At 71.4% G+C, this 20,782-nt stretch carries 21 protein-coding genes; 16 read left to right on the top strand and 5 right to left on the bottom strand.

Annotated features, from left to right (window positions below):
* Positions 1-7: 7 nt before the first annotated feature.
* Entirely contained in the window at positions 8-322 is a 315-nt protein-coding gene (locus tag RBXJA2T_RS01720; protein ID WP_009855586.1) for a CcdB family protein, read from the bottom strand.
* Between the two features lie 4 nt (positions 323-326).
* Complete coding sequence (locus tag RBXJA2T_RS01715; RefSeq protein ID WP_009855585.1) at positions 327-596, bottom strand: type II toxin-antitoxin system prevent-host-death family antitoxin; 270 nt, start codon at positions 594-596, stop codon at positions 327-329.
* Between the two features lie 126 nt (positions 597-722).
* Here RBXJA2T_RS01715 and RBXJA2T_RS01710 point away from each other — a divergent pair, with 126 nt between their 5' ends.
* From RBXJA2T_RS01710 to RBXJA2T_RS01685, 6 genes are all read left to right on the top strand, one after another.
* Positions 723-2,522 carry a GGDEF domain-containing protein gene (locus RBXJA2T_RS01710; protein WP_009855584.1) on the top strand — a complete coding sequence of 600 codons (1,800 nt, stop codon included), beginning with the start codon at positions 723-725 and terminating at the stop codon, positions 2,520-2,522.
* A 67-nt stretch (positions 2,523-2,589) separates the two neighbouring features.
* On the top strand, positions 2,590-4,080 hold the full coding sequence (locus RBXJA2T_RS01705; protein WP_009855583.1) for an AMP nucleosidase: 1,491 nt from the start codon (positions 2,590-2,592) through the stop codon (positions 4,078-4,080).
* Positions 4,081-4,136: 56 nt separating this feature from the next.
* Positions 4,137-5,537 carry an efflux transporter outer membrane subunit gene (locus tag RBXJA2T_RS01700; protein WP_009855582.1) on the top strand — a complete coding sequence of 467 codons (1,401 nt, stop codon included), beginning with the start codon at positions 4,137-4,139 and terminating at the stop codon, positions 5,535-5,537.
* Complete coding sequence (locus tag RBXJA2T_RS01695; protein ID WP_009855581.1) at positions 5,534-6,844, top strand: efflux RND transporter periplasmic adaptor subunit; 1,311 nt, start codon at positions 5,534-5,536, stop codon at positions 6,842-6,844. Before RBXJA2T_RS01700 ends, RBXJA2T_RS01695 begins: the two co-directional genes overlap by 4 nt.
* Positions 6,841-7,548, top strand: coding sequence for an ABC transporter ATP-binding protein (locus RBXJA2T_RS01690; protein WP_029718560.1), 708 nt, complete (start codon positions 6,841-6,843; stop codon positions 7,546-7,548). The genes RBXJA2T_RS01695 and RBXJA2T_RS01690 overlap by 4 nt, the downstream gene beginning before the upstream one ends.
* A complete protein-coding gene (locus tag RBXJA2T_RS01685) occupies positions 7,539-8,747 on the top strand; it encodes an ABC transporter permease (RefSeq protein ID WP_009855579.1) in 1,209 nt (402 codons plus the stop codon). Before RBXJA2T_RS01690 ends, RBXJA2T_RS01685 begins: the two co-directional genes overlap by 10 nt.
* On the opposite strand, the gene RBXJA2T_RS01680 is transcribed toward RBXJA2T_RS01685, so the two are convergent.
* Positions 8,722-9,921, bottom strand: coding sequence for an MFS transporter (locus RBXJA2T_RS01680; RefSeq protein WP_009855578.1), 1,200 nt, complete (start codon positions 9,919-9,921; stop codon positions 8,722-8,724). The genes RBXJA2T_RS01685 and RBXJA2T_RS01680 overlap by 26 nt on opposite strands.
* A 191-nt stretch (positions 9,922-10,112) precedes the next feature.
* Here RBXJA2T_RS01680 and fusA point away from each other — a divergent pair, with 191 nt between their 5' ends.
* The 7 genes from fusA to RBXJA2T_RS01650 all read left to right on the top strand — a co-directional run bounded on the left by fusA (position 10,113) and on the right by RBXJA2T_RS01650 (position 16,566).
* Positions 10,113-12,173 (top strand): elongation factor G, encoded by a 2,061-nt coding sequence (gene fusA / locus RBXJA2T_RS01675; protein WP_009855577.1) that lies wholly within the window; start codon positions 10,113-10,115, stop codon positions 12,171-12,173.
* Positions 12,174-12,417: 244 nt separating this feature from the next.
* Entirely contained in the window at positions 12,418-13,386 is a 969-nt protein-coding gene (locus tag RBXJA2T_RS01670) for a TerC family protein (RefSeq protein WP_029718561.1), read from the top strand.
* Between the two features lie 98 nt (positions 13,387-13,484).
* Positions 13,485-14,144, top strand: coding sequence for an energy transducer TonB (locus RBXJA2T_RS01665; protein ID WP_009855575.1), 660 nt, complete (start codon positions 13,485-13,487; stop codon positions 14,142-14,144).
* A gap of 43 nt (positions 14,145-14,187) precedes the next feature.
* The gene (locus tag RBXJA2T_RS01660) at positions 14,188-14,778 is read left to right on the top strand and encodes a hypothetical protein (protein WP_009855574.1); all 591 of its coding nucleotides are present in this window, start codon (positions 14,188-14,190) and stop codon (positions 14,776-14,778) included.
* A gap of 412 nt (positions 14,779-15,190) precedes the next feature.
* Positions 15,191-15,352, top strand: coding sequence for a hypothetical protein (locus RBXJA2T_RS20500; protein ID WP_009855573.1), 162 nt, complete (start codon positions 15,191-15,193; stop codon positions 15,350-15,352).
* A gap of 48 nt (positions 15,353-15,400) precedes the next feature.
* Positions 15,401-15,643: a hypothetical protein gene (locus RBXJA2T_RS01655; protein WP_009855572.1), complete on the top strand. Its 243-nt coding sequence runs from the start codon at positions 15,401-15,403 to the stop codon at positions 15,641-15,643.
* A gap of 62 nt (positions 15,644-15,705) precedes the next feature.
* Positions 15,706-16,566, top strand: a complete 861-nt coding sequence (locus tag RBXJA2T_RS01650; protein WP_029718563.1) for an HDOD domain-containing protein — start codon at positions 15,706-15,708, stop codon at positions 16,564-16,566.
* A gap of 3 nt (positions 16,567-16,569) precedes the next feature.
* Here the strand turns inward: RBXJA2T_RS01650 and RBXJA2T_RS01645 are convergent, their stop codons facing one another.
* Positions 16,570-17,052 carry an Lrp/AsnC family transcriptional regulator gene (locus RBXJA2T_RS01645; protein ID WP_009855569.1) on the bottom strand — a complete coding sequence of 161 codons (483 nt, stop codon included), beginning with the start codon at positions 17,050-17,052 and terminating at the stop codon, positions 16,570-16,572.
* Positions 17,053-17,175: 123 nt separating this feature from the next.
* Here RBXJA2T_RS01645 and phhA point away from each other — a divergent pair, with 123 nt between their 5' ends.
* Positions 17,176-18,072 carry a phenylalanine 4-monooxygenase gene (phhA, locus tag RBXJA2T_RS01640; protein ID WP_009855568.1) on the top strand — a complete coding sequence of 299 codons (897 nt, stop codon included), beginning with the start codon at positions 17,176-17,178 and terminating at the stop codon, positions 18,070-18,072.
* Here phhA and RBXJA2T_RS01635 read toward each other — a convergent pair.
* The gene (locus RBXJA2T_RS01635; protein WP_029718564.1) at positions 18,063-18,968 is read right to left on the bottom strand and encodes an esterase/lipase family protein; all 906 of its coding nucleotides are present in this window, start codon (positions 18,966-18,968) and stop codon (positions 18,063-18,065) included. The two genes, phhA and RBXJA2T_RS01635, sit on opposite strands and share 10 nt — an antisense overlap.
* Before the next feature lie 126 nt (positions 18,969-19,094).
* On the opposite strand from RBXJA2T_RS01635, the gene RBXJA2T_RS01630 reads away from it, so the two are divergent.
* Positions 19,095-19,811 carry a DUF8198 family protein gene (locus tag RBXJA2T_RS01630; protein ID WP_009855566.1) on the top strand — a complete coding sequence of 239 codons (717 nt, stop codon included), beginning with the start codon at positions 19,095-19,097 and terminating at the stop codon, positions 19,809-19,811.
* Positions 19,812-19,872: 61 nt separating this feature from the next.
* A partial coding sequence (locus RBXJA2T_RS01625) for an MBL fold metallo-hydrolase (RefSeq protein WP_009855565.1) occupies positions 19,873-20,782 on the top strand: 910 nt, incomplete at its 3' end.

The raw sequence follows: 20,782 nt of genomic DNA, 5'->3' as shown, positions 1-20,782 counted from the left end.
TCGGGCTTCAGACGCCCGACAGCACGACGTCCAGGGCCGCGACCAGCACGCTGGCCTGCTCGGCGACGTTGTCCACCGGATGGCGGAGCAAGCGGGCAGGCAGCGGCGACGCGTAATGCGCCAGCGCGTTCAGGCGCTGGCCCTTGACCGTGACGACCGGGCACAGCTTGGCCGGCACCTTGCCGGCGAAGTCCAGCCGCGCCAGCGGCAGCGTGAGCCGGGTCGCCAGCCCGTCCAGCAGCTCGCTCTGGATCACCACGACATACGGAATGCCGGCGGCCGAACTCGCGCTGGGGTTGGCGAAGACGTCGTACTGCGCCACGGCTTCACCAGGGCCGCAGATCGTCACCGGGAATGCCGTGGGCCTCCACCCAGGCGTTCTGCGCCGCGATCCAGTCGCCGAACTCGGCTTCGAAGGCCTGTCGGCGCGTGCCGAGCCCGGCATGCGCCTGGTTCGCCTGCAGCGCCTGATAGTGCTCGACCGACACGATGACGGTGTCGATCTGGCCCGCCTTCTCCACGAACACCGGTTCGCGTTTGGCCTGGGCGCAGATGCTGCCGAACCGGTTCTTGGCCTCGGTTGCGGTGACACGCATCGTGGTTTCTCCTCGCAGATTAGCCATTTTAGCCAACAACAGAAGCCTCGGCGCCGGGCATGCCGGCCCCCGCCCGGTCCAGTGGCCGGAGGCCCCCAAAGCGATGGACGGTGCCAATAATCGAGCATGACCACGGCCGCCGTCCGTCCGAAGGCACGCACCCAGGCCCGGCACCTGGGCCGTCGCGCCTGGGCGCTGCTGCACGAAGACTCGCAGCGGGCGGCCCAGTTGGCCACGCAGGCCTTGGCCGGCGCCGGCGACGACCCCGTGGCCCGCGGCTGGGCGCTGCTGACGCGCGGTTTCCACGAGCTCTTCTTCGCCACGCCGGCCGAGGCCCGGCCGGTGCTTGAAGCGGCGCAGGCCGCGTTCGCCGAGGCCGGCGACGCCGCCGGCCGCATCCTCGCCGGCACCGGGCTGGCGCGCGCGGCCTGGCGCGCCGGGCGCTACGACGACGCGCTGGGGCTGGCGCTGTCGCTGCGCGGCGAAGGCCTGCGCGTGCTGCGCGGCGAACAGCGCGGCGTGCTGCTCAACGCCATCGCCGGCTGCTACTCGGCGCAGGGCCGCAGCGACCTCGCCTTCGCCTACATGTACGAGGCGCTGCGCGACGCCGGCAGCACACGCTGCCACGGCCTGGACGCGGTGCTGCACTGCAACCTCGCGCACGAACTGCTGCAGATCGGCGACTGCCACGAGGCGCTGCGCCACGTCGACACCGGCATCCAGCGCTGCGCGCGGCTGCACAACCCGCGCCTGGCCAGCGTCTTGTGGATCAACCGTGTCATCGGCCTGACCGAGCTCGACCGCACGCACGAGGCCGTCGCCGACATCCACCGCATCTGCGCCCTGCCCGCCGACGCCTCGGGCCGCGGCCGGCTGGCGACGCATTATGAGACGCTGGCGATCGCCGCGCTGCGTGCCGGCGAGACGGCGCTCGGGGCAGAACTCGTCGCCCTTGCCAAGAGCGCCTACCGTGCCGGCATCCCCGACGAGCAGGTCGAACTCGCCGTCGCCAGCGCGCTGCTGGCACGCGCCCAGGGCCGGCCGCAGGTGGCGCTGGCGGCCCTGGACGGCGTGCGCGGGCTGGCCGGCGAGCCACCGGCGCAAGGGCTCAGCCTGCGCGTGCGCGGCCTGTACCTGCTGACCCGCGCCGACCTGCTGGAAGCCCAGGGCGACGCCGCCGGTGCGCTGGCGACGATGCGCGAGTGGCAGCACGTGCACCTGCAGCGCGCGGCGCTGGCCTCGCGCGCCCGCTACCAGGCCGCGGCGCTGCAGACCGAGCTGCTGCGGCTGCAGCAGCAGGTCGACGAACACGACGCCCGCCGGCGCGAGATCGAGGCCGTCAACGAACAGCTCTCGCGCCGCGTCGCCGAGGTCCAGGCGCTGCAGGAGCAGCTGCGCCAGCAGGCGACACGCGACGAGCTCACCGGCCTGTTCAACCGCCGCCACCTCAACGAGACGCTGCCGCAGATGCTGGCGCTGGCGCACCGCGAGGGCCAGCCGCTGGCCGTGGCGATCATCGACCTGGACCATTTCAAGACCGTCAACGACCGCCACGGCCACCCCTGCGGCGACCGATTGCTCGCCGCCTTCGGCCGGCTGCTGGCCACCGGCTGCCGGCGCAGCGACGTCGCCTGCCGCTACGGCGGCGAGGAGTTCTGCCTGCTGATGCCGCGCACCGACGCCGCCGCGGCGCGGCGCAAGGTCCAGGCCTTGCTGCGGCGCTGGCGCAGCACGTGTTTCGAACTCGGCGGCGCACAACTGCAATCGCTGTCGTTCTCGGCCGGTGTCGCCGACTCGCTGCGCTGCCCGGGCCACGAGACAGCGCTGCTGAAGGCCGCCGACGACGAGCTGCTGGCCGCCAAGCGCCAGGGCCGCAACCGCGTGCTGGCCGCCGGCGGCGCGGCCGAGGTCCAGGCCGCCGCCTGACGCCGGTCACGGGCCCAGGCGATACTCGCCTGGCGGCGGCATCCCGACCGCCGGCTTGCAGGGATCCATGCCGAACGCCCCGTTCATCGCCCCCGCCCGCTTCGACGACCCGGCCGCGGCCCTCGCCCGGGTGCGCGAGATCTACGACGCCGGCACCGCCTATCTGCGCGAGCAGCTGCGCGCCTACGTCGGCGGCGCCACGCTCGACGGCCACGTGCGCGCCTGCTACCCCTTCGTGCGCGTGCGCACCAGCACCGTCGCGCGTGCCGACTCGCGCCTGTCCTACGGTTTCGTCGCCGGCCCGGGCGTCTACGAGACCACGTTGACGCGGCCCGACCTGTTCGAGCGCTACTACCTCGAGCAGCTGACGCTGCTGATGGCGAACCACGGCGTCGACCTGGAGGTCGGCACCAGCACCCAGCCGATCCCGCTGCACTTCGCCGTCGGCGAGGGCGACCACCTCGAAGGCACGCTGGAGCCGGCGCGGCGGCTGCTGCTGCGCGACCTGTTCGACCTGCCCGACCTCGGCGCGATGGACGACGGCATCGCCAACGGCACCCACGAGCCGGCACGCGGCGAGCCGCAGCCGCTGGCGCTGTTCACCGCGCCGCGCGTGGACTACTCGCTGCAGCGCCTGCGCCACTACACCGGCACGGCGCCGGGGCACTTCCAGAACTTCGTGCTGTTCACGAACTACCAGTTCTACATCGACGAGTTCATCAAGCTCGGCCGCGAGGCGATGGCCGATCCGGCCTCGCCCTATGTCGCCTTCGTCGAACCGGGCAACGTGCTGACGCGCCGCGCCGGCCTGCCGGCCGAGCCGGGTGACGACGCTGGCGTCGCGCCGCCGCGGCTGCCGCAGATGCCCGCCTACCACCTCGTCGGCGCCGGCAACGCCGGCATCACGATGGTCAACATCGGCGTCGGGCCGTCGAACGCGAAGACCATCACCGACCACGTCGCGGTGCTGCGCCCGCACGCCTGGCTGATGCTCGGCCACTGCGCCGGGCTGCGCAACACGCAGCAGCTCGGCGACTACGTGCTCGCCCACGGCTACGTGCGCGAGGACCACGTGCTCGACGAGGAACTGCCGCTGTGGGTGCCGATCCCGCCGCTGGCCGAGGTGCAGCTGGCGCTGGAGCAGGCGGTGGCCGAGGTCACCCGGCTCTCGGGCTACGAGCTCAAGCGCGTGATGCGCACCGGCACCGTGGCCAGCACCGACAACCGCAACTGGGAGCTGCTGCCCGGGCGCAACGCGGCGACGACACCCGAGCGCCGCTTCAGCCAGAGCCGCGCCGTGGCGCTGGACATGGAGAGCGCGACGATCGCCGCCAACGGCTTCCGCTTCCGCGTGCCCTACGGCACCTTGCTGTGCGTCAGCGACAAGCCGCTGCACGGCGAGATCAAGCTGCCCGGCATGGCCAACACCTTCTACCGCGAGCGTGTCGACCAGCACCTGCGCATCGGCATGCGCGCGGTGGAGCTGCTGCGCGAGGAAAAACCGGGCCGGCTGCACAGCAGAAAGCTGCGCAGTTTCGCCGAGGTCGCGTTCCAGTAAGCGTTTCTTTACACGGGAGCCGCAGACTGTCGGCAACCGTGTCTTACAACCTCCCCGTGACGAGCCGACACCGATACCGGCTGGCGCCGCTGGCGCTGGCCGCCCTGCTGGGCGCCTGCGCCAGCACCCTGCCCCCCACGCCCGCCGACCGGGCGCAGATCGCGCCGACGCTGCCGGCCGGCTGGAGCCGTGCACCGGCCGGCGCCGTCCACGACGGCGACTGGTGGGCCGGTTTCGGCGACCCGCTGCTGCTGGCGCTGGTCGACGAGGCGCTGGCCACCAACCTGGACCTGGCCTCGGCGCGCGCCAACGTCGAGCGCGCCCGGGCGCAGCGCGACCTGGCCGACGCCGGCCGCCTGCCGCAGCTGGGCAGCTCGGCCAGCGGCGGGCGCGTGCGCTCCGGCGAGAACTACTCCCGCCAGCTCTCGGCGGGCCTGGACGCGAGCTGGGAGCCTGACTTCTTCGGCGCCAACGCCAGCACGGCCACCGCCGCCGCGGCCGATTTCGCCGCCGCCGGCGCGACGCTGCAGGCCACGCGCCTGGCCGTTGCCGCCGAAACCGCCATCGCCTACCTGCAGTGGCGCGGCACACGCGAGCAGTACGCCATCGCGCGCGAGTCCGCCGCCAGCCAGGCGCAGACGCTGCAGCTGGTGCAGTGGCGCGTGCAGGCCGGGCTGGCGAGCGCCGTCGACGCCGAACAGGCGCGCGCCAGCCTCGAGCAGACGCGTGCCCAGCTGCCGGCGCTGCAGACCACGCTGCAACAGACCGAGAACGCGCTCGCGATCCTGCTCGGCCGCGCCCCGGCGACGCTGGGCGAACGCCTGGCCACCGCGCCCGAGGCGGCACCGTCGCTGCAGGCGCTGCCGGCCGGCGTGCCGGCCGATCTGCTGCGCCGCCGCCCCGACCTGCTGGCCGCCGAATGGACGGTCGCCTCGGCGCTGGCGACGCTGGACGCGCGGCGAGCCGACCGCCTGCCCGACCTCAGCCTCAGCGGCAGCCTGGCGCTGCGCGCCGCGACCTGGTCGGGCCTGGGCGGTGCCGGTGCGGTCGCCGCCAGCGTGCTGGCCGGCATCAGCTGGCCGGTCTTCGACGGCGGCGCCGCGCGCGCCCGCGTCGAGGCCCAGCAGGCAACGCTGGACGCGGCCCGCGCGAGCTACCGCGCGGCGGTGCTCGCGGCGCTCGGCGACGTCGAGGACAACCTCGTTGCGCTGGACCGCGGCGGCGAACGGGTCGCCGCGCTGGAGCGTGCCGCCGAAGCCGCCGCCAACGCCGCCGAACTGGCACGCGCGCGCTACCGCAGCGGGCTGATCGACTTCGGCACGCTGCTCGACGCCGAGCGCAGCCTGCTGTCGGCACGCAGCTCGCTGGCCGGCGCCCGCACCGATCTCGCACTCGCCGGAGTGCGTCTGTACAAGGGCCTGGGCGGCGGCTGGACCGCCGAGGCGACGAGACCATGACCGAACCGAAGACCGATCCGAACGACGTCCAGGCCCTGCTGGGCGCCGAGGCCCACCGCCCCTGGTGGCGCCGCCGCACCGTCTGGCTGCTCGCCGGCGCCGCGGTGCTGGTGGCCGCCGGCATCGTCGTGGCGCAGAAGCGCGCCGCGAGCAACGCCGCGCCGCGTTTCGTCACCACGCCGCTGGCACGCGGCACGCTGGCCATCACCGTCACCGCCACCGGCACGCTGCAGCCGACACGCTCGGTGGCCGTCGGCAGCGAGCTGTCGGGCACCGTGGCGCGCGTGCTCGTCGACGTCAACGACCGCGTCAAGAAAGGCCAGGTGCTGGTCGAGCTGGACACCGCCAAGCTGCGCGACTCGGTCAACGGCTCGCGCGCCAACCTGCAGGCCGCGATGGCCCAGCGCCGCCAGGCCGAAGCGACGCTGGCCGAGGCGCGTGCCAACCTCGCGCGCTACGAGGAGGTGTCGCGCCTGTCCGGCGGCAAGGTGCCGTCGGCGGCCGAGCTCGACAGCGCACGCGCCACGGCGCTGCGCGCCGAAGCCGACCTGGCCGCCGCGCAGGCCAGCGTGGCCCAGGTGCAGACGGCGCTGTCGACCAACGAGACCAACCTCGCCAAGGCCTCGATCCGCTCGCCGATCGACGGCACGGTGCTGGCGCGCAGCGTCGAGCCGGGCAACGCGGTCGCCGCGTCGCTGCAGGCGGTGACGCTGTTCACGCTGGCAGAGGACCTGACGAAGATGAAGCTCTCGGTCGACGTCGACGAGGCCGACGTCGGCCAGGTGCGCCAGGGCCAGAAGGCGCGCTTCACCGTCGCCGCGCAACCCGGGCGCCAGTACCCGGCGCGCATCACGCGCGTGGCCTTCGGCTCGACCAAGACCGACAACGTCGTCACCTACACCACCGACCTCGAGGTCGACAACGCCGACCTGTCGCTGCGCCCGGGCATGACGGCGACGGCGACGATCGCCGCGACCGAACGCGAGAACGTGCTGCTGGTGCCCAACAGCGCGCTGCGCTTCAAGCCCAACCTGGCCGCCGCGCCGGGCGCCGGCGGCGGCAACGACGGCATCATGTCCAAGCTGATGCCGCGCCCGCCGGGCATGAGCGGGCCGCGGCGTTCGCTGGGCGGCCCCGGCCGCAGCTCCGACAGCGGCAAGGGCACGATCTGGGTGCTCAAGGACGGCCAGCCGGTGGCGCTGGAAGTCCGCAAGGGCCTGTCCGACGGCCGCATGACCGAGGTCTCGGGCGACGGCGTCGCCGAGGGGCTGGCGGTCATCACCGATCAGGCGAGCGCGGCGCAATGACGGCATTGCTCGAACTCGCGGGCATCACCAAGACCTACGGCGAAGGCAGCGCCGCGTTCCGCGCGCTGCGCGGCGTCGACCTGTCGATCCCGGCCGGCGAGTTCACGGCGGTGATGGGCCCCAGCGGCTCGGGCAAGTCGACGGTGATGAACCTGATCGGCTGCCTGGACACGCCCACCGGCGGCAGCTACCGCTTCCGCGGCGTCGAGGTCACGGGCCTCAGCCGCGACCAGCGTGCGCTGCTGCGCCGTCGCCACATCGGCTTCGTCTTCCAGGGCTTCCATCTGCTGGCGCGCACCAGCGCGCAGGAGAACGTCGAGCTGCCGCTGCTGTACCGCGGCGAAGGCGCCAAGCAGCGCCACGCCGCGGCGCGGCGTGCGCTCGCACAGGTCGGCCTCGCGGGCTGGGAGCACCACACGCCGGCCGAGCTCTCGGGCGGCCAGCAGCAGCGGGTGGCGATCGCACGCGCCATCGTCACCGAGCCGACGCTGCTGCTCGCCGACGAGCCGACCGGCAACCTCGACAGCGAACGCGGCCGCGAGGTGATGTCGCTGCTGGTCGCGCTGAACCGCGATCACGGCATCACCGTCGTGATGGTCACGCACGAGCCCGACATGGCCGCTTACGCGCAGCGCATCGTGCGTTTCCGCGACGGCCTGATCGCCGGCGACGAACGGGTCGCGGAGGCCGAACGATGCTGCTGAACACGCTGCTGCTGGCGCTGCGCGCGATCCGGCGCAACCTGATGCGCTCGGTGCTGACGACGCTGGGCATCGTCATCGGCGTGGCCGCCGTCGTCACCATGGTCACGGTGGGCAACGGCGCGACCAAGGCCGTGCAGACGCAGATCCAGAGCCTGGGCAGCAACCTGCTGATGGTGCGCCCGGGCCAGCGCCTGGGGCCGGGCGGCTTCTCCGGCGGGCCTTCGTTCAAGCTCGCCGACGCGACCGCGATCGCCACCCAGATCGGCGGCGTCGCCGCAGTCGCGCCCGAGGTGCGCTCCAGCGTCACCGTCGTTGCCGACAACCGCAACTGGGCCACCACCGTCACCGGCAGCAACAACGACTACTTCCCGGCCGGCAACTGGAAGATCGCCGCCGGCCGCATGTTCGAGCAGGCGGAGCTGGACGCCGGCGCAGCGGTCTGCATCATCGGCCAGACGGTGCGGCGCGAGCTGTTCGGCGCCAACGCCGACCCGCTGGGGCGCAGCATCCGCGTCAAGCAGTTCAGCTGCAGCGTCATCGGCCTGCTGGCGTCCAAGGGCCAGGGCGCGATGGGCATGGATCAGGACGACATCATCACCGTGCCGGCCTACACCGCGCAGCGCCGGCTGACCGGCAGCACACGCGTGCAGACCCTGCTGGTGTCGCGCCGCGACGGCAGCGACGCCGAACGCGTGAAGGCCGGCATCACCGAGCTGCTGCGCGAGCGCCGCAAGCTGGGCCCCAACGACGACGACAACTTCAACGTGCTCGACACCCAGCAGGTGGCCGACACGCTGTCGGGCACGACCAAGCTGCTGACCTCGCTGCTCGGCGCGGTGGCCGCGGTCAGCCTGCTCGTCGGCGGCATCGGCATCATGAACATCATGCTGGTCAGCGTCACCGAGCGCACACGCGAGATCGGCCTGCGGCTGGCGATCGGCGCGATGGAACGCGAGGTGCTGGCGCAGTTCCTGATCGAAGCCGTGGTGCTGGCGGCGCTGGGCGGGCTGGTCGGTCTGGTGCTGGCGACCGGGGCGTCGATCGGCATCTCGGCGCTGCTGTCCGTGCCTTACGAGTTCCAGCTCGGCATCAACCTGCTGGCCTTCGGCTTCTCGGCGGCGATCGGCGTCGTCTTCGGCTTCGTGCCGGCGCGGCGTGCCGCGCGCCTGGACCCTATCGAGGCCCTGCGCCACGAGTGAGCAGCGGGCGCAGCGCGATCAGCCCCAGCGCGGGGCCGATCGCCAGCGCCGGCAGCACCGCCTCCAGCGGCCAGCGCGCCGCCGCGGCGACGAGGAGCTGGATGCTGGCGATCGAGATCGCGAAGCCGATGCTGTTGGCCAGCGTCAGCACGCTGCCGACCAGCGCCGGCGGCGCGTTCGTCGCCGTCAGCGCCGAGAACTGCGGCGAGTCGCCGGCCACCGTGATGCCCCAGAGCACGAGCCAGGCGCCGAACAGCGGCGCCGGCGCGTGCAGCAGCCAGGGTGCAAGCAGGCAGCACAGGCCGCTGGTCGCGAGCTGCGTGCCAGCGACACGCGCGCTGCCCCAGCGCGTGGCCAGCCAGCCGCCGCCGGCGCAGCCGATCGCGCCGGCACCGAGCACGACGAAAGCCGCCCAGGACAGCGAAGCGCCGGCCAGCCGCGTCGCCAGCACCGCCGGCACCAGCACCCACATCGTGTAGAGCTCCCACATGTGGCCGAAGTAGCCGAGGATCGACGCACGCACGCGCCGGTCGGTCGCCGCGGCCCACAGCGCACGCAGCGGCAGGCCAGAACCAGAGGCGCGTGGATGCGGCGGTTCGGGCACCAGCAGGAAGACCAGCAGGCCGGCGGCCGCCGACGCCAGCGCGACCCCGTCGAAGACCACGCTCCAAGGCCAGCCGGCGGACAGCGCGCGCAGCGCATGCGGGCTGGCGCTGCCCAGGATCAGCGCGCCGATCAGGAGCCCCAGCGCCGGTCCCAGCCCGCGCGGGAACCACAGCGCCGCGAGCTTCATGCCCACCGGATAGATGCCCGCCAGGCAGAAGCCGCCCAGCGTGCGCCAGACGAGCAGCGTGTCGAAGTCGGCCGCATGCCGCCGCGCCATCGCCGCGCAGCCGGCGCCGGCCAGCGCGCAGACGAGGAACACGAGCCGCGCCGGGAAACGGTCGGCGACCGCCAGCAGCGCGAACAGCAGCGCCCCGGCGATGAAGCCCAGTTGCACCGCTGACGTGAGCGTGCCGACGGCCGTCGACGGCCAGCCGTAGGCCGATTGCAGCTCGGGCATCACGGCGTTGGCGGCGAACCAGGTCGAGGTGCCGGCCAGCTGCGCCAGCACGATGACCGGCAGCACGCGGCGCGGCGCGTGCACGGCGGCGCGGGCGGGCTCGTACGTCATCGTCGCAGGGAGGCTAGTGCCTGCCGCGCGGCGGCCACAGCGCGGGCGAACCCGGGGTTGACGGCTTGCGCCGGCTCAAGCGGCCGGCAGGTGACCGGCTTGTGTCGCCTGGGGCGATCCCTTAACCTGAACTCGGCCTATCCGTTGACAAAACTCAGGCCGCCAAGCGGCCGAACGCGAAGGAGAAGAGCATGCCCAGCACCCTGTCTGGCGCAAGCGTAGGCATCGAGTCGATCCGCACGCTGGCTTTCGTCGGCCCCTCGGCCGCAGGCAAGACCACCCTGGCCGAGGCCCTGCTGCAACGCAGCGGCGCGATCGGCGCCGCCGGCAGCATCGAACGCGGCAGCACCGTCAGCGACCACGACCCGCTCGAGAAGCGCATGCAGCACTCGCTGAACGCCAGCGTGATGCACCTGACGCACGCCGACACGCGCATCCACTTCATCGACACCCCCGGCGGCCCGGACTTCCTCGGCCAGAGCCTGCCGGCGCTGGAGGCGGTGGAGACCGCCGCGATCGTCATCAACGCCAGCACCGGCATCGAGCCGATGGCGCAGCGCATGATGGACTACGCCGCGTCGCGCCATCTCGACCGGATCGTCGTCGTCAACAAGATCGACGCCGCCGGCGTCGACCTGCCGGGCCTGCTGGCGCAGATCCAGGCCGCCTTCGGCAAGGAGTGCCTGCCGCTGAACCTGCCCGACGCCGGCGGCACGAAGGTCGTCGACTGCTTCTACAACCGCGAGGGCCACAGCGATTTCGGCTCGGTCGACGCAGCGCACCGCGCGCTGGTCGAGCAGGTCGTCGAGGTCGACGGCGACTTCGTCGACCGCTACCTCAACGACGGCGACGTCGACGCCTCCGAACTGCACAAGCCGCTGGAGCAGGCGCTGCGCGAAGGCCATCTGATCCCGGTGTGCTTCGTCTCGGCGCGCACCGGCGCCGGTGTCGCCGAGTTGCTGGACGTCATCGTCAAGCTGCTGCCCAACCCGACCGAGAGCAACCCGCCGGAGTTCCTGAACGGCGAAGGTGCGGCCGCGGTGCCGATGCAGGCCGAGCCCGACCCGGCCAAACACGTGCTGGCGCACGTCTTCAAGGTCACGGTCGACCCGTACGTCGGCAAGATGGGCATCTTCCGCGTCCACCAGGGCACGGTGCAGCAGAACCAGATGCTCTACGTCGGCGACGGCCGCAAGCCGTTCAAGGTGACGCACCTGTACCTGCTGCAGGGCAAGGAGCACGTCGAGGTGGCGCGCGCGCTGCCCGGCGACATCGTCGCCGTGCCCAAGGTCGACGAGCTGCACTTCGACGCCGTGCTGCACGACGCCGCCGAGGACGACCACATCCACCTCAAGCCGCTGGACTTCCCGGTGCCGGTGCACGGCCTGGCGATCGGCCCCAAGCGCCACGGCGACGAGCAGCGCATGTGGGAGATCCTGGGCAAGCTGATCGACGAGGACCCGTGCCTGAAGGTCGAGCACATCGCCACGACCAACGAGACCGTGATCTACGGCCTGGGCGAGCTGCACCTGCGCACGCTGCTGGAGCGCCTGCGCGAGGTCTACAAGTTCGAGGTCACGACGCGGCCGCCGCGCATCGCCTACCGCGAGACGATCACCGCCAACGCCGAGGGCCACCACCGCCACAAGAAGCAGACCGGCGGCGCCGGCCAGTTCGGCGAGGTGTTCCTGAAGGTCGAGCCGCTGCCGCGCGGCGCCGGCTTCGAGTTCCTCGACCAGGTCAAGGGCGGCGTGATCCCGAACCAGTTCATCCCCGCCGTCGAGAAGGGCGTGCGCGAGGTGCTGGCCGGCGGCGCGATCGCCGGCTACCCGGTGGTCGACGTGCGTGTCATCGTCTACGACGGCAAGAGCCACAGCGTCGACAGCAAGGAGATCGCCTTCGCCACGGCCGGCCGCAAGGCCTTCATGGCGGCGATCCGCGAGGCCCGGCCGATCGTGCTGGAGCCGATCGTGACGATCGAGATCGTCGCGCCCGACTCGGCGATGGGCGACATCACCGGCGACCTGTCGGCCAAACGCGGCCTGGTCACCGGCACCGCCAACGCCGCGAGCGGCACGGTGGTGATCCGCGGCCAGGTGCCGATGTCCGAGCTCTCGGGCTACCAGTCGCGCCTGAACGCGATGACCGCCGGCCAGGGCCGCTACACGATCGAGCTGTCGCACTACGACCCGGTGCCGCCGACGGTGCAGCAGCAGTTGCAGAGCCAGCACCAGGTCAAGGAAGACGACTAAGCCTCCACGGGCGGGCCGCCGGGAGGCGCCCCGTCCGCTTCACCCCGCCGGCTGCGGGGTTTGCACGGCAGTTCCTAGAATCCGCCCCGTCGAAAGGGGAGTAGCCGGCGCCCACCGGGCGCCGCGGATCCCCGTCAATACGGAGCACCGGCTCACCGCCGCCCTGCTCCCGGGCCCGCACGGGATCTCCCGCGCAAGACCTTTCGGCACGAATCGTCCGTTCGTTGCCATTCCTGGAGGTCTCGTGGAGAGCATTGCGCCGCTGTGGTTGTGGGTCGTCTTCTTCGTCTCGGTCGTCGTCGCGCTGGTCGTCGACTTCGTTGTCATGCGCCATCAGGGCGCGCATGCGGTCGGTGTGCGTGAGGCGCTGCGCTGGTCGGTCGTCTGGGTGGCACTGAGCCTGGCCTTCAACGCGTTGTTCTGGTGGGCGCTGCAGGGCACCCACGGCACCGAGGTCGCGAACACGCGCGCGCTGGAGTTCCTGACCGGCTACCTGATCGAGAAGAGCCTGGCGGTCGACAACATCTTCGTCTTCCTGATGATCTTCTCGTACTTCGCGATCCCGCCGGAGTTCCAGAAGCGCGTGCTGATGATCGGCATCGTCGGCGCCATCGTGCTGCGCACGGTGATGATCCTGCTCGGCGCCTGGCTGATCGCCGAGTTCCACTGGCTGCTGTACGTCTTCGGCGCGTTCCTGATCGTCACCGGCATCAAGATGTGGCGCCACGCCGGCGAGGCCCCGGACATGGAAGCCAACCCGGCGCTGAAGCTGCTGCGCCGCGTGATGCCGGTGAGCCCGAAGCTCGACGGCGAGAACTTCTTCACCGTCGAGAACGGCAAGCGCATCGCGACGCCGCTGCTGCTGGTCGTCGCGCTGGTCGGCATCACCGACGTGATCTTCGCGGTCGACTCGATCCCGGCGATCTTCGCGATCACGACCGACCCGTTCATCGTGCTCACGTCGAACATCTTCGCGATCCTGGGCCTGCGCGCGATGTACTTCCTGCTCGCCGCGGCGGCCGAGAAGTTCCACCTGCTCGGTTACGGCCTGGCGGTGATCCTGACCTTCATCGGCACGAAGATGGTGCTGATCGACGTCTTCAAGATCCCGGTGCTGGTGTCTCTGGGCGTCGTCGCGGCGATCCTCGCGGTGACGATGATCTGGAGCCTGAAGACGGCTCCCAGGATCAACCGCGACCGTCCCGCGGCGTGATGCCGCGCTGAACTCGGCCCCGCACCGCGCGGGGCCGGTCGGTCCCAAGCGGACCGCTGCCGGATACGAATCATTCGCATTCATGTTAGAGTCATCGCATGAACACGATGACCCTGGCACCGCAGCTGCCGCCGAGCCGCAGGCGGCCGGCGTTCAGCCTTGTCGTCATCGCAGCCCACCTCGGGCTGTTCTGGCTGGCCCTGGAGTTCGGCGTGCTCGAGCGCGCCGTGGCCAGCGCCGCACCGCTGGTGGTGCAGATCGTGGCCCCGGTGGCGCCTCGTGAACCACAACCCGAGCCGCTGATACCGCGGCCGGCGAACACGCCGCCCCCGCTGGCGACCGTGCCGGTGCCCGAGGTGGCGATCCAGCGCGAAGCGCCGGCCGAGACGATCCGGGTCGCCGCCGCACCCGCCGAGCCGGTGGCACCGCCGCCCGCAGCGGCGCCGGCGCCGGCCCCGGTCACGCCGAGCATCCGCCAGGTGCCGGCCAGCGCGCTGCGGTACCTGGCCGAGCCACCCGTGGCGGTGCCGCTGGCCTCGAGGCGTCTGCGTGAATCGGGCACCGTCGTGCTGAGGGTCGTCGTCGATGTGCACGGCCATCCACGCAGCGTGACGCTGCGGCGCTCTTCCGGGTTCCCGCGCCTGGACGAGCAGGCCCTGGGCGCGATGCGCCAGGCACGTTTCGTCCCGTGCACCGACAACGGCCGGCCCGTCGAGTGCGAATCCGACGCGCCCATCGTCTACGAGCTGCAAGGCTGAACGGCACGGGCGCCTGCTGAACCGGGCTTTATCATCCCGGGTGATGCAAACGGCCGCTCCCGATCTCGCGCAGGTGCGCCTGGACAACGCGCTCCGACTGTTCGAGGAGTTCGTGCGCCAGACCGCGCGCCACGCCGACGCCGCCACGCTGCGTGGGCTCGAACGCCGTTTCGCCGAGCGCGTGCAGATCCAGCCGAGCTACTGGAGCCAGATCAAGAGCCGCTCGCGGCAGATCGGCGAACGCCTGGCGCGCCAGTTCGAGCAGCTGTGCCAGAAGCCGCGCGGCTGGATGGACGTGCCGCACGAGAGCGGCGCCGAACGCGGCGCCGACGCCGCGATGCCCGCCGCCGGCGTGCTGCCGCCGCCGGCCGACAATCTGCCGCGCGACGACGACGAGCGCTTCATCGTCGGCCTGGTGCTGACCTATTACCGACGGCATCCGCAGCGTGCACGCACGCGGCTGCTCGACCTGCTCGGCGAGGTGCTGACGCCGCCGGCCCCCCCGCACCCGAGGCGCCCGAACGCCCGCTGGCCCCCGGCGTCGTGCGGCCGCCGGCGCGCAGCACGCAACCCACCCCGGCGGACGATCCCGGCGAACTCTGGCGCCGCGCGCAGGCCGGTGTCGCGCCGCTGAAGCCCCGCAAGTAGCCCCGGCCGACAGGCCAGGAAGCGCCCGGCGCACACCAGCGCGGACCGCGCTGCTCGCGCCCGCCGCCGCCATGCGCACGGCGGCGGCATGGCGCCGGCGTTCCGGTCGACGCTCGTCGCCCCGAAGTCCCGATCGTCGGAGAACCCGCCCTGGGGCAAACGCTCCCCCCACGTTGAAGCACGACCGGCGCTTGCCCGTTTGATAACGTTGTCTTTATCATTGGCGCAAGTCCACTGCATCACGTTCCCCGTGCTGCGGTGCCCCGCGAGTCCTGGGCGTCGAAGCCCGCCCTTCGCGCTCGCCAAACCCAGCCTTTTGCCGAGCCCGTCCAGGGCCCTGCCCGCCACCTCGGCCGCTCGATGCCGAGGCCTGCGTCCCGTTGACGAGGAGATCCGAGATGAAGTCCCTGCCGACCTTGAAGCCGCGCCATCCGTTCGCCCTGGCCGCCTGCCGGCGCCGCGCCGGCGCACACCGCGCCGAAGCCGGCGCCCGGCGCCAGCGCGAGCGCCACGCACTGCGCCGCGAACTGCAGGCCGCGGCCTGCAGCCACAGCCCCTGAACAGAACGGGTCGCACGCCTCTGGCACGGCGGCCCGATGGAGACGACGATGAGAACCACCGCCCCGCTGCTGCTGCCCGCCGGCCCCGGGCCCATCCGACGCGCCAGCGCACGCACTCTCGAGGCCGCCAGCCGCGGGCTCGCCCTGCTGGCACGCTGGCTGCAGACCGAGGCCGCCCGCCCGGACGGCGACGCCGTGCTCGAGTTCCATGCCGAGGCCGACGCACTCGAAGGTGCGCTCTACCTCGACGGCGAGCTCGTCGCCCGAATCCCGGGCGTCACGCGCCTGTGATCGTGCCGGCGGGGCTCAAGTGTCGGCACGACGCGACCGATAAGAACGCGTAGAGTGTCCTCATGACCACCCCGCCCGCTGCCCGCCCCCTGACGTACGCGACACCCGCGCACGACGTGGCGGGCTGGGCGCGGCGGTTCGACCCGATGGCCATGCCGATCCTCGCCGACACGGCCGCCACGCTGCAGAGCCTGCGCGAGAACGAGGACGAGGTCGACGCGCACCTGCTGACCGAGACGGTCGCGGCCGACCCGCTGCTGACGCTGAAGCTGCTGTCGCACGTGGCCAGCCTGCAGCGGCGAAGCCATTTCGACACCCGCGGCGACATCGAGACGGTGACCGCCGCGCTGGTGATGGTCGGCATCGCACCCTTCTTCCGCCTGTTCGCCGACTCCTCCGTCGTCGAGGACTGGCTGGGCGATCAGCCCGAGGCGCTCGAAGGCTTCAGGAAGGTGCTCATCCGGGCTCACCGCGCCGCCAACTTCGCCACCGCCTTCGCCGTGCACCGCATGGACCACGACGTCGCCGTGATCCGCGAGGCGGCGCTGCTGCACGACTTCACCGAACTGCTGCTGTGGCTGCACGCCCCGACGCTGGCGCTGGAGATCGCCCGCCTGCAGGCCGAGGACCCGGCCCTGCGCAGCGTGGTGGCCCAGGAGCGCGTGCTCAACATTCACCTGCCCGACCTGCAGCAGGCCTTGATGACGCAATGGCGGCTGCCGCCGCTGCTGGTGAAGATCACCAATGCGCGCCAGTCCGAGTCGGTGCAGGTGCGCAACGTGCTGCTGGCGATCCGCCTGGCGCGTCACACCTCGTCCGGCTGGGACAATCCGGCGATCCCGGACGATATCGTCGAGATCGCCTCGCTGCTGAACATGCGCATCGAGCCCACCTGGGCCCTGCTGCGCGACATCGACGAATAGCCGCTACAGCGGCAGCGCGGTCGTCGTCTTCAGACGCTGCAGCACGAAGCTGGTCTTGCAGTCCCGCACCGACGGGTGCTTGAGCAGCGTGTCCATCACGAAGCGCGAGTAGTGCGCCATGTCCTGAACGACGACTCGCAGCAGGTAGTCGATGTCGCCGCTGAGCGCCACACACTCCACGACTTCGGGCCAGACCTCGACCGCGGCCGCGAACTGGTCCAGCGGGCTGCGTGCCAGCGGGTCGCTGTGTTTCTCCAGCCGCACCGTCAGATAGGCGGTGAGTGCCAGCCCGACACGCTCCGGCGCCAGCAGCGCGACGTAGCCCGAGATCACGCCGCCGTCCTCGAGCCGCTTCACACGGCGCAGCGCCGCACTGGGTGACAGCGAGACACGCGCGGCGAGTTCGTCGTAGGTGATCCTGCCCTGCGACTGCAGCACCTGCAGGATGCGTCGGTCCACGGCGTCGAGCGGGTCGGAAGGATCCATCGGGGCATTCTTGCAGTTTTCGTGCGCCTTGACAGCCATCAAGACCCGAGAACGGCGACATCCTGCGTCGGCGGCCGTCTAGAGTGACGGTGCGGCATCCCGCCGCAGCCCTGGGGTCATCGCATGAGGCTAGTCGACGCCGCCCGAAACCCGGCCGGATGCGCTCCGGCGACCTACGGCGAGGGTGAGCGTCCGCCGCGGGGCGACTACACCCGCGCCGGCGCCGACTACTGCTGCGAGCAGGACTGGGCGTCCTACAGCGAAGCCGAGCATGCGCTTTATCAGCGTCTTCACGCCCGCCAGTGCGCGCTGCTCGACGGCCACGCCTGCGACGCCTTCGTGCGGGCGCTTGCTCACCTCGGCCCGGCGGAGCGCATTCCGCGGTTCGAGCGGGTTTCCGACCGGCTGGAAGCGGCCACCGGCTGGCGGCTCGTCGCCGTTCCCGGCCTGATTCCGGAGGAGGCGTTCTTCAGCCTGCTGGCGCGGCGTCGCTTTCCGGTGACCGACTGGCTGCGGCGTCCGGAGGAGTTCGACTACATCGTCGAGCCGGACCTGTTCCACGACCTCTTCGGCCACGTTCCGCTGCTGTTCGAGCCGGTCTTCGCCGACTTCATGCAGGCTTATGGCGCCGGCGCCATGAAGGCCTCGGGCCTTGGGGCCTGCGAACTGCTCGCCCGGCTGTACTGGTACACGGTGGAGTTCGGCCTCATCGCGTCGCCCGATGGCTGGCGCGCGTATGGCGCGGGCCTGCTCAGCTCGGGGAGCGAACTCGTTCACGCGGTGCGCGCGACCGGCCCGAGGCGGTTGGCGTTCGACATGCATCGCATGATGCGCAGCCGCTACCGCATCGACAGCTTCCAGCCGACCTACTTCGTCATCGACAGCTTCGAGGACCTGTTCCGGGCCTGCGAGCCGGACTTCACGCCGCTTTACGAGCGCGTGAAGCAGTCGATCCAGGCAAGCGGCGAAATCGAGGCCGGACAGGCCGCCACCGGCGACCGGCCGGCGCTTCAGGCCTGATCGGCGAGCCAGCGCTGCAACTCGTTCCAGGGTTCGGCACGGTCGACCATGTCGACGTGGGCGACGCCCTCGAGGTGCCGGTTGTCGGCCCCTGGGTAAGTCGCCGTCGACGGCGGGAACACGATGTTGTCGCAATGGCTGTAGAAGCAGGTCAGCGCCCCGGCGAGACCCGGCGGCTCGCGCTGCTGCAGGCTTTGCAGCCAGCCCGAGCCGATGCGCATCTGGCGGCCGTTGAGCGAGAACGCGAAGCGCGCCAGCCAGGTGCCGCGGTGCGGTGTGCCCAGGGTGATCGCGCGGTGCACGCGCTGCAGATCGCCGCGCTCGGCCCACCATCGGCGCAGCGCCAGGCCGCCCATGCTGTGAGCGACGATGACAGGAGGTCGTCCCGTCGTTCGTTCGACGGCCTGGACGGCAAGCTCGATCGTCTCGACGTAGGCGTCGATCGAGCCGAAGACAGGCTCGAGGTCGACGGCGGCATAGGGCACGCCCGCGGCACGCAAACGCGCCAGCCAGCCATTCCAGACCCCCCGGTTGCACACGAAGCCGTGCACGAACACCACGCCGCGCCGGCCGGTGGCGTCGGCCGGCAGGTGATCGGGCCAGCGGCGGCTGCAAAACGGCTGCTGCCAGCAGAACACGCGCGGGGCGGAGCGAACCTCGCCCCACCACGCTCGCAGCAGTTGGCGATGGCTCGGCCTGGGCGCCGGATCGTCGCCGTGGGCCAGGCGCAGGCAGGCGAACTCCAGCGCCAGCACTGCGGCATACGCCAGGGAGATCAGCAGCGCGCCCCCGGCCGCCGCGAACGGGCGGCCCTCGGCCAGGGCATGCACCGCCCAGCCGAACGCCAGCAGAACGCCACCTATCGTCGTGGCTTGTTGGATTCTCGCGAGACGCATCTGGCGGCGGGTTCTATCGGCCGGCACCCGCGCCGCAACAGGTGTTGAGGTATCGAGGAAGGTCCATCTCCCGCCATGTTGCATCATCGGGGCGCTGCGGGTTTGCGCAGTGCAAACAAGATCCCCGTGTCACCCGACGGTCTTGCGATCCTGGAGAACCTGGAGAAGGTCGCCGCCGAGCGTCAGCGTCGAGAAGCCGATGCCGGCCTCGAGGCCAGCACGCTGGCGGTCAAGGCCTATCAGCACTCCCGGTTTGCACGAACCTACGCGGACCTTCTGAGCCAGCCGCGCTACGCCGAATCGGCGCGTTTTTTCCTCGACGAGCTGTACGGGCCCCAGGACTTCAGCGACCGCGACACGCAGTTCGCGCGCGTCGTGCCCGGTCTCGTGAGGCTCTTCCCCCAGGAGCTCGTCGGAACCGTGAAGGCCTTGTCCGAGTTGCATGCGTTGTCCGAGGAGATGGACTCGGCCATGGGTGCGGCCACCGGCTCCAACTCGCTGGACGCACGGCAGTACGCCAGCGCCTGGCAGACGGTCGGACGGCCGCAGGTCAGGGCGCGGCAGATCGAGCTGATGCTGCAGGTCGGCAGCGCGCTGGACCGCTACACCCGCAATCCGATCCTGCGTCACAGCCTGCGGCTGATGCGGGCACCAGCAAGGGCGGCGGGACTTCCGGCGCTGCAGCGTTTCCTGGAAGCCGGCTTCGACACGTTTCGAGCGATGAAGGGCGCCGACGCGTTTCTGCAGACCATCGCCGAACGTGAACGCGACCTTGCCGCGCTGCTCTTTGCCGTCGACCTCGCTTCGCCTCGTGCGGCGCGCGAGCTGTCGGCCCTGCCCTGAGCGCACGACTGCTCGTCCCTACCGAGGGCAGGATCGCGCCGGCCCGGGACAATGCCCGCGGATGGAGTCGGCATCGGTCATCGCCCCGGTCTTCGCGCAGCTTGGCCTCAGCCTCATCGAACGCGGCTGGCTGTCCTCGAACAATCTGCTTTTCGGTGCCACCCGGCACACCCCACCGACCTTGATCGACAGCGGGTATGTCAGCCACGCCGCGCAGACGCTGGAACTGCTCGAGCGAGTTCTAGCGAGCGCCCCCGTCGAACGCATCGTCAATACCCACCTGCATTCCGACCATGTCGGCGGCAACGCGCTGCTGCAGCGACGCTGGGGCAGCGAGGTCTGCATCCACGAGGCGAGTTTCGACGCCGCGGCTTGCTGGGACGAACGGCGCTTGAGTTATCTCGACACGGGGCAGTCATGCCCGCGATTTCGGCCTGATATCGGCCTTCGAGCCGGCGACTCGATCATGCTGGGAGCCTACCGCTGGACGCTGGTCCCGGCTGGCGGGCACGATCCCGACACGCTCATGCTGTTTCAACCCGACAGCGCGGTTCTGATCAGCGGTGACGCGCTGTGGGAGGAGCGCGTCGCGATCGTGTTTCCGTCACTCGACGGGGACGACACGGGTTATCTCGACGCGTTGGCGGCGCTCGAGTCGATCGAACAACTGGCCCCGCGCATCGTCATTCCGGGCCATGGCCGTGCATTCACCGACGTCGCCGGCGCGGTAGCACACAGCCGGCAGAGGCTCGAAGCGTTCCGACGGCTTCCGGGGCGACACGCTTCGTACGCGGAACGGGCTCTGTTGATGTTTCACATGCTTGAACATCGGCAGCGTCGCCTGGCCGATGTCATCGCATGGTTGAAACAGACACCGATCTTCGGACGAATCGTCCGCCGGAACGGTTTGCCGCCGTCTGACGACGATGCCCGGCGCGTGATCGCGGCGCTGCTCAGTGGCGGCCAGTTGC

Origin of the sequence: Rubrivivax benzoatilyticus JA2 = ATCC BAA-35, assembly GCF_000190375.1 — a bacterium.
GTDB lineage: Bacteria > Pseudomonadota > Gammaproteobacteria > Burkholderiales > Burkholderiaceae_C > Rubrivivax > Rubrivivax benzoatilyticus.
The sequence above is the reverse complement of the archived record's forward strand: the minus strand, read 5'-3'. Positions and strand labels throughout refer to the sequence as shown.